The 18,048-nt window shown below is 52.1% G+C and carries 14 protein-coding genes; 10 read left to right on the top strand and 4 right to left on the bottom strand.

Annotated features, from left to right (window positions below; genetic code table 11):
• Positions 1-164 precede the first annotated feature (164 nt).
• The 10 genes from smc to IVG45_RS11615 all read left to right on the top strand — a co-directional run bounded on the left by smc (position 165) and on the right by IVG45_RS11615 (position 11,256).
• Positions 165-3,665, top strand: a complete 3,501-nt coding sequence (gene smc, locus IVG45_RS11660) for a chromosome segregation protein SMC (RefSeq protein WP_196434018.1) — start codon at positions 165-167, stop codon at positions 3,663-3,665.
• A complete protein-coding gene (locus IVG45_RS11655; RefSeq protein ID WP_196434017.1) occupies positions 3,665-4,363 on the top strand; it encodes a cell division protein ZipA C-terminal FtsZ-binding domain-containing protein in 699 nt (232 codons plus the stop codon). Before smc ends, IVG45_RS11655 begins: the two co-directional genes overlap by 1 nt.
• A 63-nt stretch (positions 4,364-4,426) precedes the next feature.
• The gene (gene lepA, locus IVG45_RS11650) at positions 4,427-6,226 is read left to right on the top strand and encodes a translation elongation factor 4 (RefSeq protein ID WP_196434016.1); all 1,800 of its coding nucleotides are present in this window, start codon (positions 4,427-4,429) and stop codon (positions 6,224-6,226) included.
• A gap of 12 nt (positions 6,227-6,238) precedes the next feature.
• The gene (gene lepB / locus IVG45_RS11645) at positions 6,239-7,015 is read left to right on the top strand and encodes a signal peptidase I (protein ID WP_196434015.1); all 777 of its coding nucleotides are present in this window, start codon (positions 6,239-6,241) and stop codon (positions 7,013-7,015) included.
• 28 nt (positions 7,016-7,043) lie between these two features.
• Positions 7,044-7,421, top strand: a complete 378-nt coding sequence (locus tag IVG45_RS11640; protein ID WP_196434014.1) for a DUF4845 domain-containing protein — start codon at positions 7,044-7,046, stop codon at positions 7,419-7,421.
• Positions 7,418-8,098 (top strand): ribonuclease III, encoded by a 681-nt coding sequence (gene rnc / locus IVG45_RS11635; protein WP_196434013.1) that lies wholly within the window; start codon positions 7,418-7,420, stop codon positions 8,096-8,098. Before IVG45_RS11640 ends, rnc begins: the two co-directional genes overlap by 4 nt.
• Positions 8,098-8,985 (top strand): GTPase Era, encoded by an 888-nt coding sequence (gene era, locus IVG45_RS11630; RefSeq protein WP_196434012.1) that lies wholly within the window; start codon positions 8,098-8,100, stop codon positions 8,983-8,985. The genes rnc and era overlap by 1 nt, the downstream gene beginning before the upstream one ends.
• A 3-nt stretch (positions 8,986-8,988) precedes the next feature.
• Positions 8,989-9,693, top strand: a complete 705-nt coding sequence (gene recO, locus IVG45_RS11625; protein WP_196434011.1) for a DNA repair protein RecO — start codon at positions 8,989-8,991, stop codon at positions 9,691-9,693.
• Between the two features lie 74 nt (positions 9,694-9,767).
• Positions 9,768-10,511 (top strand): pyridoxine 5'-phosphate synthase, encoded by a 744-nt coding sequence (pdxJ, locus tag IVG45_RS11620; RefSeq protein ID WP_196434010.1) that lies wholly within the window; start codon positions 9,768-9,770, stop codon positions 10,509-10,511.
• Positions 10,512-10,515: 4 nt separating this feature from the next.
• Positions 10,516-11,256, top strand: coding sequence for a PP2C family protein-serine/threonine phosphatase (locus IVG45_RS11615; protein ID WP_196434009.1), 741 nt, complete (start codon positions 10,516-10,518; stop codon positions 11,254-11,256).
• 78 nt (positions 11,257-11,334) lie between these two features.
• Here the strand turns inward: IVG45_RS11615 and IVG45_RS11610 are convergent, their stop codons facing one another.
• The 4 genes from IVG45_RS11610 to IVG45_RS11595 form a co-directional block, all read right to left on the bottom strand.
• The gene (locus IVG45_RS11610) at positions 11,335-12,291 is read right to left on the bottom strand and encodes a sigma-54 interaction domain-containing protein (protein WP_196434008.1); all 957 of its coding nucleotides are present in this window, start codon (positions 12,289-12,291) and stop codon (positions 11,335-11,337) included.
• Positions 12,292-12,301: 10 nt separating this feature from the next.
• The gene (locus IVG45_RS11605) at positions 12,302-13,027 is read right to left on the bottom strand and encodes a sulfite exporter TauE/SafE family protein (protein WP_196434007.1); all 726 of its coding nucleotides are present in this window, start codon (positions 13,025-13,027) and stop codon (positions 12,302-12,304) included.
• Positions 13,028-13,111: 84 nt separating this feature from the next.
• Entirely contained in the window at positions 13,112-14,038 is a 927-nt protein-coding gene (locus IVG45_RS11600; protein WP_196434006.1) for a diguanylate cyclase domain-containing protein, read from the bottom strand.
• Positions 14,039-14,045: 7 nt separating this feature from the next.
• On the bottom strand, positions 14,046-18,038 hold the full coding sequence (locus tag IVG45_RS11595; protein ID WP_196434005.1) for a PAS domain-containing protein: 3,993 nt from the start codon (positions 18,036-18,038) through the stop codon (positions 14,046-14,048).
• Positions 18,039-18,048 lie beyond the last annotated feature (10 nt).

Genomic DNA, 18,048 nt, shown 5'->3' with positions numbered 1-18,048 from the left:
GTTTTAAGGCGATGGTAAAACCCAGCGCTGGAAAAACTAGACTGCCAATATCCATCGGCTTTTAGGCTAGGTCTGGCTTCGGAAATAAAATCCATTCGAATCTAATCGCTATTTCGTCGATAATAGGCGGCTTTGTAAACGGTCTTGAGCGTATCCTGCCAGTCATGAAACTGGAAAAAATCAAACTTTCGGGTTTCAAATCCTTTGTCGATCCCACCACGATACCGATTAGCGGCAATTTGACCGCGATCGTCGGCCCCAACGGCTGCGGCAAATCCAACATCATCGACGCGGTACGCTGGGTGATGGGCGAGAGTTCGGCCAAGCATTTGCGCGGCGGTAACATGGCCGATGTGATTTTCAACGGTTCATCGGGGCGCAAGCCGGTCAGCATGGCGTCGGTGGAGTTGGTGTTCGACAATACCGAGGGCAAGGCCGGCGGAGAATACGCCCAATACAATACGATTTCGATCAAGCGCCAAGTCAGCCGCGACGGCCAGTCGCTGTTCATGTTGAATGGCTCCAAGTGCCGGCGCAAGGACATTACCGACCTGTTTTTGGGCACGGGCTTGGGTTCCCGCAGCTATGCGATCATCGAACAGGGCACTATTTCGCGGATGGTGGAGGCCAAGCCGGAAGATTTGCGGGTGCATATCGAGGAAGCGGCCGGCATCTCCAAATATAAGGAGCGCCGCTCCGAGACCGAAACCCGCATGCGCCATACCCGCGAAAATTTGGAGCGGCTGGATGATTTGCGCGACGAGGTCGAAAAACAGATCAGGAACTTGGCCAAGCAGGCGGAAAAGGCCGAGAAATACACCGAGCTGAAAAAACAGGAGCGCGAGTACAAACAAGAGCTATTGGCGATGCGCTGGCGGAATTTTCAACGCAGCGCGCAGCAGCTGGAAGAGAAGTTGCAGAGTATCGCCGCCGAGCATAATCGTTTGTTCGTATTGCTGCGCGATACCGAAAAAGCCATGGAATTGACGCGCGGCGAACAGAAGTCGCAGCAGCGGCATCTGGATGCGACCCAGGCCGAGTATTATGCGTTAGTGGCGGAAGCTAGCCGTCTGCAACAGACCATCAAGCATAATCAGAAAAGCCACGAGGAAACGCTGGTCGAAATCAATCGCTTGAAACAACAAGCCGAGCAGGCACGGTCCGAATGCGAACAGGATAGACAGCAGCTGGAGGAAATTCGCCAGACTTTGCTGGAAGCCGAGGAAACCATGATCGTAGCCAAGGAGCGCGAGGAGGATTTGCTCGGAATTCAGCAGGATGCGCATCTGCAAAAACAACAGTGGCAGCAACAATGGGAAGCTTTTCTGGCCGAGAATGCCGGTTATCGCGAGCAGGCCGAAGTGCAGCGGACCAAACTGGTGCAACTGGAAAATCAAAATCGACAGTTACAGGCCAGGTTGGATAAATTGCAGGGCGAGCGCGGCGGGTTGGCCGATACCCAGCTGCAAATTGAACTGGAAACCCTGGACGCCGGTATAGAGTTGATCGAAACGGAACGGGCTCGGTTGCAGCAACAGTTGGATGCCGTCTTGCAACGTATCGCCGAGCTGCGTCCGGCAATTAAACAACTACACGATAGCCTGCATACCCGCCGCGCCGAGTTACAAAAGGTTAACGGCAAGATCAGTTCGCTGGAACTGTTGCAGCAGCATGCGATGGGTAAGGACAAGAAGGAGCTTGCCGCTTGGATGGAACATGTCGGTCTGGAACAGCAGCCGCGTCTGGCGGAGTTTTTGGATGCGGAGGAGGGCTGGGAAACCGCGATCGAAACCGTGCTGGGCAGTTATCTGGAAGCCATTTGCATCGATAGTGCCGAGTCCATACTTGGCGAGTTGCAGGAATTGACCAAGCAATCCTTGATCGTGTTCGAGACTCATCCGGCATCGGCTATGACTGATGGCGGGCGGATGGTGCTGGCCGATAAGCTACGCTGCCGCTGGGATTTATCCAGTTTGTTGAGCGGCATTTATTGCGCCGATACGTTGCGGCAGGCCAGGGAAATGAGTTTACAGGCCCATGAGTCGGTGATATTGGCGGACGGTACTTGGCTGGGCAAGGACTGGATCAGGATCAGCCGCGGCAGCGACAGCAAGGCCGGCGTGTTGCATCGGGAAAAGGAATTGCGCGAGTTGAAGCAGCGCCAGGGTGAGTTGCGGATGGCGATTGCCGAGGACGAGCAGCAATTGGAAAGCTGCGAACTCGAATTGAAAGCCGCCGAAAGCAATCGAGAACAATACCAGCAAACGGAAAAACGGCTGAGTGCCGAATACTCGGCTAAAAGCGCGGAATACAGCGCGCAATCGGCCCGCTTCGAACAGCAAAAGCGCCGATTGGAGCAACTCGATCACGAAATCGAGGAAATCGGCCTGCATCTTGCCGAAAACGCCGAAAGCATTTCCGAAGCCGAATTGATCAAACAAGACGCCGAGCAGGCACTGGGCGAGCTCGGCGACAAGAAAACAGAGCTGGAACGACTTAGCCAGCAAATTCAGGCCAAACAGCAAAATACCGATGTATCGGTCGATGAGGCCAGGCGGCATTTGCATCGCTTGCATGCGCAGGTCGAGTCGCTGAAATCCTCCGAAGTGTTGACGGTCAAGCAGATCGAACGCTTGCAGGTACAGCACCAACAATCCGCCGATCGGATTACCGAGTTGGAAAATAAATTACAGTTCAGCTTGTCGCCTCTGGATGACGAGAAAATGCAGTTGGAAGAATTGTTGGAGCGTAAACAGCGGTTCGAGGATAGTCTACAGGCTGAACGCCAGGCGCAACAAGCCAGCGAGCAAAGTGTCAGTCAGTTGGCCGAACAATATTCGCAAACCCAGCGGGCGCTGGAAAAACAGAAGGAAGCGTTGGATAGCGTACGCTTCGAGCAACAGGACAGCCGAGTGCGCCAGCAGACTATTGCCGAGCAGTTGAGCGAAGTCGAGGCCGACCCGGAAGCTATACTGGCGAACCTTACCGAAGGCGCAACGGAAACCCGGTGGAAACATGCCGTCGACGATTTGACCGATCAGATCGAAAGGCTGGGTTCGATCAATTTGACCGCGATCGAGGAATATAAAACCCAATCCGAACGGATGAAATTTCTCAATGAACAGCACGACGATTTGATGGAAGCCCTGAATACCTTGGATCAGGCCATCAGTAAAATCGACAAGGAAAGTCGGCAACGTTTCCGGGAGACCTTTGAAAAAATCAATAATGGTTTGCAGGAAAAATTTCCGCGCCTGTTCGGCGGTGGACAGGCTTATCTGGAATTGACCGAGCAGGACGTACTGGAGGCCGGCGTCAATATCATCGCCCGTCCACCCGGCAAGCGTAATAGTTCGATCCATTTGTTGTCCGGCGGAGAAAAGGCACTAACGGCGGTGGCGTTGGTGTTTTCGATCTTCGAGTTGAATCCGGCGCCGTTTTGTTTGCTGGATGAAGTGGATGCGCCGCTGGATGATGCCAACGTGGTACGTTTTTCCAAAATGGTGGAAGACATGTCGGCAACCGTACAGTTTTTATACATTTCACATAACAAAGTCACAATGGAAATTGCAAAACATTTGGCAGGTGTTACCATGAAGGAGCCTGGAGTATCCAGAATGGTGGCGGTTGATATTGAAGAAGCAGTGAGCATGGCGGAAAGCTAATGGATAAAGAACTATTAAGAGTCGTGATTATTTTGATCGGCATGCTGGTAATGATCGGCATGTTGCTATGGCATTTCTTTAAATCGCTCCGTGAGCGCCGCGAAGCCGACGACTATTTTGACGACACCGAATATGACTTGGGCGGTGATGATTTAGACGTCGATGAAGACGAAGACGAGATGGATATTTTTCCATTGGACGGGGTGGTCGACGGCGATGCCTTGTTGGACGATGCCGCCATCAAACCCACGCTCAAGCCGGAACCGGTAAAAACTCAGCCAAAATCTGGGGCGCCGCGCTACGAACTGCCCGGATTAATCGAATTCAGTATCGTCGCGCGCGCCGACGAGGGATTTAACGGCGAGGACTTGTTCGATGCCTTTGAGCGAGTCGGATTGAAATACGGTAGCGTAAAAGTGTTTGAGCGTATCGACAAAAACCGGCTGGTGGATTTTGCCGTTGCCAGCATGATCGATCCCGGCACTTTCCCGGATACCCATCTGGATGAATTTTATTGTCCGGGTATCGTGTTTTATATGCAGCCGCGCGAACTCGATAACCCGGTGGCCGTGTTCGACGATTTCATGGAAACCATCGACACGCTTGCGGTAGAACTGGATGGGGTAGTCTGGGATAACCAACGGCAACCCTTAACGGCGGATACCATCGCTCAATTTCGGCAAATGCTGGCCCGTTAACACACAACAGTCAATTCCAGAAGGGCCGGGCGCTCTTTTTAGCAATCAAAGTAGTCAGAGTAAGTGGATCAAAAAAATATCAGAAATTTCTCCATCATCGCCCATATCGATCACGGTAAATCGACATTGGCCGATCGATTCATTCAAATTTGCGGAGGGTTAAGCGACAGGGAAATGGAATCCCAGGTGCTGGATTCGATGGATCTGGAAAGGGAACGCGGCATCACGATCAAGGCGCAAAGCGTCACCCTCGACTATAAAGCCGGCGATGGCGAAGTCTATCAACTGAATTTCATCGATACCCCGGGCCATGTGGATTTTTCCTACGAGGTTTCGCGTTCCTTGGCCGCTTGCGAAGGCGCGCTGTTGGTGGTGGATGCCGCGCAAGGCGTGGAAGCCCAAAGCGTTGCCAATTGCTATACCGCGATCGAGCAAGGTTTGGAAGTGGTGCCGGTGCTGAACAAGATCGATCTGCCGTCCGCCGAGCCGGAGCGGGTGATGGAGGAAATTGAGAATGTAATCGGCATACCGGCCGACGAAGCCTTGAAAATCAGTGCCAAGACCGGCATCGGCGTAGAAGCGGTGCTGGATCAGTTGATCCAGAAAATCCCGCCGCCCAGTGGTGATGAAAATGCGCCGTTGCAGGCCTTGATCATCGACTCCTGGTTCGATAATTATCTGGGCGTGGTGTCGCTGGTGCGTATCGTCAACGGTAGTCTGCGCAGAAAGCAAAAAATTACCGTGATGTCGACCGGCAAGTCGTTTCTGGTCGAAAAACTGGGCGTCTATACCCCGAAGCAATTGGAAAAGCAGCAACTGAACACCGGCGAAGTCGGTTTCATGGTAGCCGGTATCAAGGATATTTTCGGCGCGCCGGTCGGCGATACCATTACCGCTACCGATAATCCGGCGGCCGAAGCCTTGCCCGGTTTCGAAAAAGTCCAACCCAGGGTGTTCGCCGGTTTGTATCCGGTTAGCTCCGATGACTTTGGCGACATGCGCGAGGCCTTGGACAAATTGCGCTTGAACGATTCGGCGTTGAATTTCGAACCGGAAACCTCGCAAGCCTTGGGTTTTGGTTTTCGTTGCGGTTTTCTGGGTATGCTGCACATGGAAATCGTCCAGGAGCGGCTGGAGCGGGAATATAATATCGACTTGATTACCACGGCGCCGACCGTGGTATATGAAGTGGAAACCCATAATGGCGAAGTCGTGATGGTGGACAATCCGGCTAAACTGCCGGATGTCGGCACCATCACCGAAATTCGCGAACCGATTATCCTGGCTAACATCCTGGTGCCGCAAGCCTATCTGGGCAGCGTGATCAATCTGTGCATCGAAAAACGCGGGGTACAGAAGAACATGCAATATGCCGGCAGTCAGGTATCTTTAAGTTATGAGCTGCCGATGAGCGAAGTGGTGCTGGACTTTTTCGACCGCTTGAAGTCTGTCAGCCGCGGCTATGCGTCGTTCGATTACGAGTTTCTGCGCTTCGACCCCGCACCGCTGGTAAAACTGGATGTGCTGATCAACGGCGATAAAGTCGACGCCTTGTCGATTATCGTGCATCGCGATCTGAGCCAGAATCGTGGCCGGGATTTGGTCGAAAAAATGAAGGACTTGATTCCGCGCCAGATGTACGAGGTGGCGATCCAAGCGGCTATCGGCGCTAAGGTGATAGCCCGTTCCACCGTCAAGGCCATGCGTAAAAATGTCACGGCCAAGTGTTATGGTGGCGACATTACCCGTAAGAAAAAACTGCTGGAAAAACAAAAGGCCGGTAAGAAACGGATGAAACAGGTGGGCAGTATCGAGATTCCGCAGGAAGCGTTTCTAGCGGTGTTGCAAGTCAATAAAGAATAACGGCAATAAATTATGGATTACGATTTTTCTTTTTTTCTGGTCGTGGCTACCTTCGTAACCGGTGTGGTTTGGGGAGGCTATTGGTTAGTTCTGAAATATACGCACCAACCCTACGCGGTCGACAAGGAACCGTTATTGGTTGAATATGCCCGTTCTTTTTTTCCGGTCGTGTTGATTGTGCTGTTGTTGCGCTCTTTTCTGGTGGAACCTTTCAGAATTCCTTCCGGATCGATGATGCCGACCTTGCTGATAGGTGATTTTATTTTGGTCAATAAATTCACCTATGGTGTGCGCTTGCCGGTGTCGAACAATAAAGTCATCGAGTTTGGCGAGCCTGAGCGCGGCGATATTGTTGTGTTCCGCTTTCCCAAGCAACCGACGGTGGATTACATCAAGCGAGTCATCGGTTTGCCGGGTGACAGAATCGCTTATTTCGACAAAAAGCTGTATGTGAACGGCCAACCGGTTAAGCAGGATTCATTGGGACGCTATCAAGGCGTCGGGCAAGGCATGAACATGACTGGTGCCGAGCATTTGCAAGAAGATTTGACCGGCGTCAAACATTCGATTTTGATCAATCATGGCGCGTCCACGGTCGAAGATGTATTCGTGGTGCCGCCGGGTCAGTATTTCGTGATGGGCGACAACCGCGACAACAGCAACGACAGCCGTTATTGGGGTATGGTGCCGGAAGCCAATTTGGTGGGTAAAGCCTTCTTTATCTGGATGAACTGGGATTGGCAAAATAACGGGATTGCCTTTGATCGAATCGGTACAATTCTGCAATAAACCAACGCGACTGAATCGGGAGAGCGAAATGCAATCATTGCCTAACAAACAACGCGGGTTAACCTTTATTTCCTTGGTTTTGCTATTGGGCCTGATCGGGTTCTTCACCCTGCTGGTGTTGAAAATCGCGCCTATTTACATCAACCACAGCAAGGTAGTCAATGCCTTGGCCGCCATCGAAGAAATGCCCGAAATTACCACTCGAACCAGAGCCGATATTCAAGCCAGTTTGGATAAGCGTTTCAATTTGAATTATGTCGAATATGTGACTAAGGACGATATTACGATCGTGGCTCAACCCGGCTATGTCAGAGTCAATATCGATTACGATCGCGTCGAACCTATCATGGGTAATTTGAGTGTATTGGTTGAATTTCACGAAGGTTTTGAAGCTGGTGGTAAGTGATCAAGAAGTCTGACATTCTCGCCAGAAAGCTGGGGCTGACTTTTAGTCAGCCCCAATTGTTTAAAATGGCATTAACCCACCGCAGCGCGGGGGCGCATAATAATGAAAGGTTGGAATATCTGGGGGATTCGATACTGGGTTTTGTGGTTGCCGAAAAACTGTATACGCTGTTTCCTGAAGCCGGAGAAGGAATTTTAAGCCGTTTGCGCGCCAGTCTGGTCAATCAGACATCCCTGGCCGAATTGGCCCGGCGGCATAATCTGGGCGATTATTTGATTCTAGGTTCGGGCGAGTTGAAAAGTGGTGGCTATCGGCGGGACTCGATTCTGTCGGATGCATTGGAAGCGATCATGGGAGCCTTATTGTTGGACCAAGGCGTCGAGGTCTGCCGGCATTGGATATTAGGCCTGTTTGCCGATAAATTCGCCGAGATCAGATTGGACAGCTGGAACAAAGATCCCAAGACTCGCTTGCAGGAGTTGATGCAGTCCCGTAAAAAAGAGCTGCCGATTTACGAATTGGTGGGTATGTCTGGGGTTGATCATGCGCAGACCTTCGAAGTCAAATGCAGCGTTGTCATCACGCCCCAGGCTACCCGTGGCGTGGGCGTTTCTCGTAAAAGAGCCGAGCAGGCCGCGGCGGAAAGCATGTTAATTCTTTTAGAAGATCAGGACTAATGAACTGCGGATATGTGGCGTTAATCGGTAGGCCGAATGTCGGCAAATCGACCTTGATGAATCATTTGCTGGGCCAGAAGCTCAGTATCACCTCGAGAAAACCTCAAACCACCCGGCACCGGATTCTGGGGATCAAAACCACCGAAGCGGGCCAGGCTATTTTCATGGATACGCCGGGCATGCATAGCGACGAGAAAAAAGTCTTGAATCGCTATCTGAACAAAACCGCCGACAGCACCTTGTTGGGCGTGGACTTGGTGGTGTGGCTTTTGGATGGTTTGTATTGGCATGAATACGACGAGCGGATTTTCAAGAAGCTGGAGCAGGCCGGATTGCCGGTGATTCTGGCGGTCAACAAGGTCGATAAAATCAAGGACAAACAGGCGGTTCTGGCTTTCTTTGCCGAGGCCAAGCAGAAATATCCCTTCGAGCAAATCGTGCCGGTTTCGGCCTTGAAAAATACTAATCTGGATGTGCTGGAGCAGCACATCATGGCCTTATTGCCGGAAGCCGATCCGATTTACCCCGAGGATCAGATCACCGACAGGCCCGAGCGGTTTTTTGCCGCGGAAATCGTGCGGGAAAAACTCACGCGCAGGTTGGGCGATGAATTGCCGTATGCACTGACGGTGGAAATCGAGTTGTACGAGGAACACCCCGAGTTGTGTAAAATTTACGCAAATATCTGGGTCGAGCGTAGCAGCCAAAAAAGTATCGTGATCGGCAAGCAAGGCGAAATGCTGAAAAAAATCGGTACCGAAGCCCGTGCCGACATCGAAAAACTGATCGGCCAAAAAGTTTACCTGCAATTGTGGGTGAAGGTGAAGAAAGGCTGGTCGGATAACCAGCGCGCATTGCAAAGCCTGGGATTTATCGATACCGAATAAGCGATGACCGAGTCCGCTGTTTATCTACAGCCGGCCTTCATCCTGCAACACCGGCCCTATCGCGAAAGCAGTATATTGCTGGAAGTATTTACCCGCGATTACGGCATTGTTTCGATATTGGCCAGGGGCGTGCGTAAGGAAAAATCGAAAATGGCCGGATTGCTGTTGCCTTTTTCGTTGTTGCATCTGTCCTATCTGGACAAAAACGAGCTAAAAATCCTCACTCAGGCCGAATATGGCAGTAGCTATCCGCTGCAGAGGCTTGCCTTATATTGCGGGTTTTATGTCAACGAGTTACTGCGGAAGTTTTTGCATAACCATGATCCGCATCCACGGTTGTTCCTTCGCTACCAGACTTGTTTGCGGGATTTGTCCGATGGCGCGGCTATCGAACAAACGCTACGTTATTTCGAGCTGGATCTGCTGGAACAGGCGGGTTACGCCACGCAACTGGATGTCGATCAATCGGGTAATCGGATTGTGGAAAGCCGGCGGCGTTACCGTTTTCTTCCCGGATCAGGCATGGTCGAGGACAGTCTCGGTCATGTCAGTGGCGCAACCCTGCTGGCGCTCAGCATCAAGGCGGCGCTTGTCGGTCCGGCATTGCCCGAAGCCAAGCAGTTGTTGCGGAACATGCTGGATGAACATTTACAAGGTCGGCCTTTGAAAAGTCGAGATGTGTTGGCAAAAATTATCAGATATTTGTAGAGGAAAGATCGAGACGGTTTTTTTCGTCTTATACTTTTTATCTATTTACTCATCCGCTTGCGGATTAACACTCAATGAAAAAACAAAATATTTTATTAGGCGTAAACATCGATCATGTCGCCACTTTGCGCCAGGCTAGGGGGACGCGTTATCCTGAGCCGGTGCAGGCGGCGCTGGTAGCCGAGCTGGCGGGGGCGGACAGCATTACCGCGCACTTGCGGGAAGACAGGCGGCATATTCAAGACCGTGATATTCGGTTGTTGAAAGACATGCTGCACACCAGGCTGAATCTGGAAATGGCGGTAACGGATGCGATGATTGCGAATGCGCTCGATATTAAGCCGCAAGCCTGTTGCCTGGTGCCGGAGCGGCGCGAGGAGCTGACCACCGAAGGTGGGCTGGATTTGCTTGCCGCTCCCGAAAAAATGCACGATGCTTGCCGGGCGCTGGCCGAGGCCGGGGTCGAGGTATCCTTGTTTATTGATCCCGACTTCAATCAAATCGATGCCGCGCTCAAAGCCGGCGCGCCGGTAATCGAGTTGCATACCGGCCGTTATGCGGATGCCGAAACCCCAGCGCAACAAAAGCAGGAATGGCTGCGTATTCAGCGCGCGGCTGAATACGCGCATCAAGCCGGATTACAGGTTAATGCCGGACATGGCTTGAATCAGCATAACGTGGAAGCGATCTGCCGAATAGCCCAAATCGTGGAGTTGAATATCGGCCATTCGATTATTGCCCAGGCGGTTTTTTCCGGTTTGGATCAAGCCGTCAGAGACATGAAGCGCGTGATGCGCGAAGCGCGCTTGCACGCATAAGTCCATGCAGACAACGCTGGAATTCTATCAATTGACCACGGCGGGCGACCGGGAAAGCAATCAGGATTGCATGGCGCACCGGGTTTGCGCCGACTATGCGGTGTTTGTGGTGGCCGACGGTTTGGGGGGGCATCATGCCGGGGAAAAAGCCTCGCAATTTTTTTGCCGGGGCCTGATTGCCCTGGCCGAGCAGTTTCAACCCAAAATCAAGCTACAGCCACGGCAGGCCGTCAATGATTGGGTTGTCGCGGCGGTCGGCAGGATGCGCGAACTGTTTGACGGCGATCCCGCCGCGGCCGACGCGCATACTACCTGTGCGATTTTGTATCTGGATGATCAACAGGTCATCACCATGCATTGTGGCGATTCGCGGATTTACCGGCTGAATCCATCTCAATTGCTTTGGCGCACCAAGGACCACTCCGTCACGCAACAATTATTCGACGCGGGCAAGCTCAGCGAATGGGAAATGGGCGTGCATCCGGAGCAGAATCAGCTAACGCGCAGCATCAATGTGATGGCACCCGTGATTGTCGAAATACAACAATTTCCGGCCATGCTGCCGGGCGAGACCTTTCTGTTGTGCAGCGACGGGTTTTGGGAGTCGATTAAAGAGCAGGAGTTGCTGCAATTATCCCAACCCAACAGCGGCAAAGCCGAGCTGAAAAAGATGGCGCAAATGGCTATTTTACGCGCCCAGGGCAAGAGCGATAATTGTACGGTGCAGTGGGTCAGAAAGCGTTAATCGGTAGACGGGCTAAGCAAAACGCGGTGCACCTATAGCGCGAGAGGTTGCGGCAAAAAGCCGCAACCTTAGCTCGAATTAGTGAGTGGCCAAACCGTGTTTTTGAATACGGTAGAGCAGGGTGTCTCTGGAAATGCCCAGTAAGCGCGCGGATTTGCTGCGATTGCCGTTGGTCCGGGTCAAGGCTTGATGGATCATGTTGGCTTCCAGCGCGTCCAGCTGCAAACCCAATTCAGGTAGTTTGAAATCCACAACGGAACTGGTATCGATGCTGTTTGTGAATTCATGAGGCAGATTTTCCGGTTCGATGACTCTGCCGGCCAGCAGAATGCTTAGGCGCTCGCATAGGTTGCGTAATTCCCGAACATTGCCAGGCCATTTGTAGGTGCGTAGCGTTCTTAATGCCTGTTTGCTGAAGCTGGGAGCTTGCAGCGAGTGAGCCTCGGCAAAATGGGCGAAGAAGTGTTTGGCCAGCGTTTCAATGTCGTCGCTACGCTGATGCAATGAGGGGATCTCCAGAGGCACCACATTTAGGCGGAAATACAAGTCGCGGCGAAATTCGCCGAGTTCGATCAGTTGGTTTAAATCGGAGTTGGTGGCGGCGATGACCCGAACATTGACATGATAAGGTTTGGTGCCGCCGACAGGCATGCATTCGCCCGACTCAAGAAAGCGCAATAATTTGGACTGTATCGACAGCGGTAGCGAGTTGATCTCATCAAGGAACAGGGTGCCGCCATCCGCTGCTTGAAACAGGCCTTGTTTGTCGGAAATCGCGCCGGTGAAAGCACCTTTTTTGTGTCCGAAGATTTCCGACTCCACCAAGCCTTCCGGCAACGCCGCGCAGTTAAGCGTGACAAACGGCTTGGCGGCTCTCGGACTGTCTTTTTGAATGGCGCTAGCAAGTACTTCTTTCCCGGTACCGGTTTCTCCTTTGATCAGGACTGTGACATCGGTCGCGGCTACCATGCGGGCGCTACGTATCAATGCTTCCAGAGCCGGGGATTGACCAATAATTGAACTGAAGTGATCCACTGTAAACCTCTCAAAACGTCATGATGTGTTCTACACGCATCGGGTTAAGCCATGGGAAGGCCGCCAACAGCGCAAAAATAATTAACAGTATGCCGACTGCTCGCTTGAAGTGCTGAATCCTGGAAAGCCTGGCCAACAATGAGGTCATTATACCGACTCCCACAACCGCAGGTAAAGTACCCAAGCCAAATGCTAGCATGGTCATGGAGCTATGCAGACTGTCGCCGGTGGTGGCGGCCAAGGCCAAGGCCGTATAGATCAAGCCGCACGGCAGCCAACCCCAGACCATGCCGAATAACAAAGCCTGCATCCGGGTTTTGACTGGAATCATTTTACGGCCAAAGGGTTCGATAATTTTCCAGAAACGCGAGCCCATTTTTTCGATATAGGCAAAACGGGGAAACCAGCCGGCAATGTACAAACCGGCGCCGGTCATGACGGCGGCGGAGGTAAGCTGCAATATCCGATAAGCCTGGCCTTGACTGAAGGGCAGGCTCAGAAAGGCGTGCAGCACGCCGACCACGGCGCCGGCCAAGGCATAGCTGGCAATCCGGCCCAGGTTATAGCTCAGAACGATGCTGAATAATATCCGTTTGTTGTTACGCAGCTCGGGGCTGAGACTGTACGTTAATGTGCCGATAATCGAGCCGCACATGCCGATGCAATGCAGGCTGCTGAATAAGCCTATGACAAACGCAGCGAGATAGGACGCATTAAAATCAAGGTAAAGATGCATAACCGTGAAAACTCTTTAATAGGGGACTGAATGCCGGCCGTCGATTATAAACGGATTATCGGTAAACGACGCGGCAAACCGTGTTTAGAGTGCATCGGGCGATAAATTTTCACAGCACACCCGGTTGCGGCCCTGTTTTTTGGCTAGATAGAGGGCATTGTCGGTCGCTTGAAACAAGTCGCTCAAGTGGTCGCTGTTATGAGCAATCACCGTGCCTACCCCCACCGAAACCGTGACATAGGGTAACGGGCTATCGGCCGCGTGTTGGATTTTCAGATTTTCCACCACGGCCCGATAATGTTCGGCGCGCAGGGTGGCGCCGGTGTTGTCGGTATTCGGCAGCAAGATTGCAAATTCCTCGCCACCAAGACGGGCAACCAAATCCCCGGGGCGCTGGGTATGTGCTATAAAGCTGTTGGCTACCTGCTTTAAGCAATCATCACCCATCGGATGGCCGTAATGATCGTTAAACAGCTTGAAGTTATCAATATCCAAAATCAACAACGATAGCGGAGTGGCCGTGCGCTGGGCCTGATTGACTTGTCTTTCGAACGCGGTATCGAAAGCCCGGCGATTGGGGATTTCAGTCAATCCGTCCAGACTAGCCAGTTTTTCCAGCAAATCGGTTTTCACTTTCAGTTGAATCTGGGTTTTGATGCGCGCCAGCATGACGGCGGGCGAAAACGGTTTGGTGATGTAGTCGCAACCGCCGATTTTAAAGCCGTGTACTTCATCGGCTTCCGAACGTTTGGCGGTCAGGAAAATGACCGGGATGTTACGGGTTTGATCATCCGATTTTAACTGAAGACAAATGTCGTAGCCGTTAATGTCTTCCAGCATGATATCCAGTAGAATCAGATCCGGCTGCTGTGCGCGGGCAATCAGCAACGCCAGTGAACCGGTGGGGGCAACCTTGACCGTGTAATAAGGCTCCAGTATGTTTTTGATCAGGTCAAGATTCTCCGGGCTATCGTCGACAACCAATACCGTGTGATCGTGTGGTTTTTTCATATCCAATTTATTTCGAATGATCTAATAGTTGGTTCAAGACCTTGGCTGCATCGATAAACTGATAGTTGGCTATTTGTTTTCTGATCTGTAATAGCTCGGTGATTAACGACGTATCCTTAATGCTCGATAGGATCCAATCGAGTTGTTGATCGGCATCGGAATCAAAGGCTTGTAGTTTGTCCAGTAAGATCCTCAGCTGTTGTTGGGTCTGGGCCGAGGAAAATACTTTTTTGCGGTTGAAGGTCGGTTCTAGCGTGGGCAGGGTGCTTTGGATGCTGCTAATGACCCTGCTCATTTCCTGTTCCGACAGGCTCAGCAACTTAGCAAAAGAAGGTGCATTTTGAATGTTAGAATTCCGATTCGCAAGCAATTCCTCGAGTCGGATTAAATGGCCTTGCAGCGGAATTGCCCCCAGCGATCCGGCCAGTCCTTTCAAGGTGTGGACAGATTGCCGGGCCGTGGCCAAATCCTTGGCGGCCAGGGCCTTTTGAATGTCCTCGAAACTATTTAGATGATTTTGGGCAAATTTTTGCAAAATTTTGCGGTAAACCGTTTTGTCGCCGGCGGTATGCCGCAGGCCGATAGTGTTATCTATCCCATATAAATAAGGAATGTCGCCACTACTGGCCAACCGAGGGTCCGGTTTGGCATGGATAACCGTGCGCGGTTCTATCCATTTCAACAAGATTGAGTACAAGGTTTCGGGCAGAATGGGTTTGCCGATAAAGTCGTTCATGCCGGCTTGCAGGCATTTGTTGCGATCATCGCTCATGACGTTGGCGGTCATGGCGATCACCGGTAAATCCACGCAGCCGGGCAGCTTGCGCAGATGGCGGGTGGTCTGGTAACCGTCCATGACCGGCATTTGCACATCCATCAGCACGCAGTCGTACAGGTGTTGCTTGAGTTTGTTCAACGCAATCTCACCGTTGACGGCGCTATCGACTTGTAGTTGGGCTTGGGTCAATAATTCGGTGGCGACGATGCGGTTAACCTCGTTATCCTCCACCAGCAGAATACGGGCATCGCGAATATATTGCAATTGGCGGGTGTCGATGTCTTTCCGCGGCCGGGTTTGGGGTTGGTGGATACTGGCCATGTCGGTAACGCCCAGCGTAACGGTAAAGGTAAACGTAGTGCCGACATTTTCTTGGCTGTTGACGCTGATCGTGCCGCCCATTTGTTCAATCAATTGCTTGGAAATCACCAGCCCCAGTCCGGTGCCGCCGTAATTGCGGGTAACGCTGCTGTCGCCCTGGCTGAAGGCCTTAAACAGGCGTGTTTGTTGTTCGGCATTCATGCCGATGCCAGTATCGGCAATGCCGAATTGCAGACAGGTTTTTTCGTTGTCGCGGCTCAGTTGTTTCAGGGTGATTTCAATCTGCCCGTGTTCGGTAAATTTAATTGCATTGCCGATCAAGTTGATCAGAATTTGCCGTAGCCGATGCGGGTCGCCGACCACGGCGTGATAGTCCTGGTTGGCATCCGGCCTAATCAATTTCAGATGTTTGCGGTTACATAATTCCGACATGGTGGAAAACACCTGGTCCAGCATTTCTTCCAGCAGAAACGGTATAGGCTGTAAATGCAGTTTGCCGAATTCCATCTTGGAAAAATCCAGAATATCGTTGATCAGCGTCATCAAACTATGAGCGGCGCTTTCAACCCGCTCAAGATAATCGCGTTGCTTGGAGCTGATATTGCTGTTCAGGCACAGTTCCACCAGGCCGACGATGGCATTCATCGGCGTGCGGATTTCATGGCTCATATTGGCCAGAAATTCGGATTTGACCTGAGTGGCTTTTTCCGCCTCCTGCTTGGCTTCCAGCAGGCGTTGTTCGGTTCTCAGACGTTCGGTGATGTCTTGCATGGTGCCTTGAATCCCGATAGCTCGCTGCTTGTCGTCGCGAATGACCTTGCCTCTTTGATGGACATGACGGATTTCGCCATCGCCCAACACGATGCGATGCTTGAAATCGATCACATCGGTGTTGCTGGCGTTTTGGATGGCCGTTTTGTAAAAGTTACGGTCCTCCGGGTGTATCAGTTGGCCGATCACGCTGGCAAAGGACGGGATGAAACTGGCCCGGTTGGTACCGGTAATCCGATACATTTCATCCGACCAACTGAATTGATTCTCCGACCAGTACCATTGCCAGTCACCAATGTGCGAAATGCTTTGTGCATCGATCAGGCGTTGTTTTTGGATTTCCAGGGCATTGATGGCGCGGGCTCGTTCCAGTTCGGAAGTGATTTGCGCGGCAAATAGTTTGAGTATGTCTTCGGCAAACTGCGGATCGGGAATGGGTTGGCGGTACATGGCTACCACATAGCCGGAAATAGCATGCCGGTCGTTTTGTAATGGTATGCCGATAAAGCCTTGTATGTCATGATCGGACAGCCATTGGTCGTCCGGAAAATAACCGACAACATCTTGTTTGTAGCAACAAATGATACCTGCCGCCAATTGGGCGCATAGGGCCGCATTCATCTGGTAGATCAGATTATCCGCCGAACGCGTTTGGGCGCAAAACGACAGGGTTTTACAGCTGCCGTCCGATAGGAGTTCGCCGATCAGGGTGAAATCGGTTGCCAGCGTTTCCGCCGCTAGCAGGGTCAGATTGTCCAGTGTCGAGGCGGCGGTTTTTTCCAGCGAGCTGGAAATAATGTTACGGATGGCGCTGTTTTGTTGGCGCTGGCGGGTAATGTCGGTCACCAGGCCTTGATAGCCGATGACTTGCCCTTGTTCGTTGCGGTTAACCAATTTATGGTCTTGTACCCATTTGATGCCGCCGTTACGGGTAATGATCCGATAAGGCGGATGGGCAATTTCCTTGCATTCAGGTTGGCCGCGGCAGCTATGGATTTCTTCGATAAAGCCAGGCAGATCGTCGGGGTGGATCAAGTTCATATAAAACAGGTTGCCGCCGACCAGTTGCTCGACCGTATAGCCTAATAGCGGTAACACATTTTCGGTAGCGAATTCGATCGGCAAGCCTTCGGCGCAATTCCATTTCAAAACCACCGACGGGCTTTGGCTGATGGTCTGGTAAGCCGCCTGCAAGTTTTTTTCGGATTGTTTGCGGGCGGTAATATTTTGATGAGTTCCACATAGCCGGGTCGGTTGTCCGCTGTCAGGATCATGTTCGACCACCGAGCCCGAGCCCTGAATCCAGACCCAGTGTCCGGCCTTGTGCCGCATGCGGAATTCGACGACATACGGCGTGCCGGATTGAATATGTTTTGCGATTAAGTCACGCACGCGATCGTGGTCTTCCGGATGGATGCGGCTATCCCAGTCGTCGATATAATGGTCCAGCTCTTCGGCTTTCAAGCCCAACATATCCAGCCAGCGCTGGTTAACTTGGTGCTTGCCGCTAACGTAATCCCAATCCCAGAATCCAAGTTCCGCGCCGTCGATAACCAGCGCCAATTGTTCCTCTATCTGTTTGTGAGTGGTGATATCGAAATGTAGTTGCAACAACCCGTTCACCTTATCCCCGGCTAGGCTGCTTAGCGAAATTTGCTGCCAGCGTTGCTTCGGAAAGGCGAAATCGGTCGCCGGCAATGCCTGTCCGGTCTCGATATGCCGGCATAGCAGGCAGTTCTTAGGAGTGGTTTGCGCGGGATGAAATAATTGATGTACCGGCTGATTAATCAGTTTGTCCGGCCTTTGGCCAATGGAATCCGCCGCCGCTTGGTTGATGTCGCATATCAGGCCTTGCCGGTTCAGGATAATGGCCGGTTGCGGAAGCCGGTCAAGGCAAAGGCTGATTCCGCTGGTCTTTGGAAGTTGGTTGGGTGTTTTTTTGAAGCCGACAGCCAGCGCGGTAATCCCCAGTCCCGCTAAAACCAGGCGCAGGGAGGGAGCTAAAGCATGGCCGAGGCCGGATATTTGCTGATAAACACCTAATGCCAGTTCCGCCGCGAACAAAAGCCCCGCCATGATTAGAGCGGGGTGTAATCGGCGCTCGCGGGGTGGGGCGGGCTTTTTTGACATCGGTTATCCC

Source organism: Methylomonas sp. LL1 (assembly GCF_015711015.1).
GTDB lineage: Bacteria > Pseudomonadota > Gammaproteobacteria > Methylococcales > Methylomonadaceae > Methylomonas.
The sequence above is the reverse complement of the archived record's forward strand: the minus strand, read 5'-3'. Positions and strand labels throughout refer to the sequence as shown.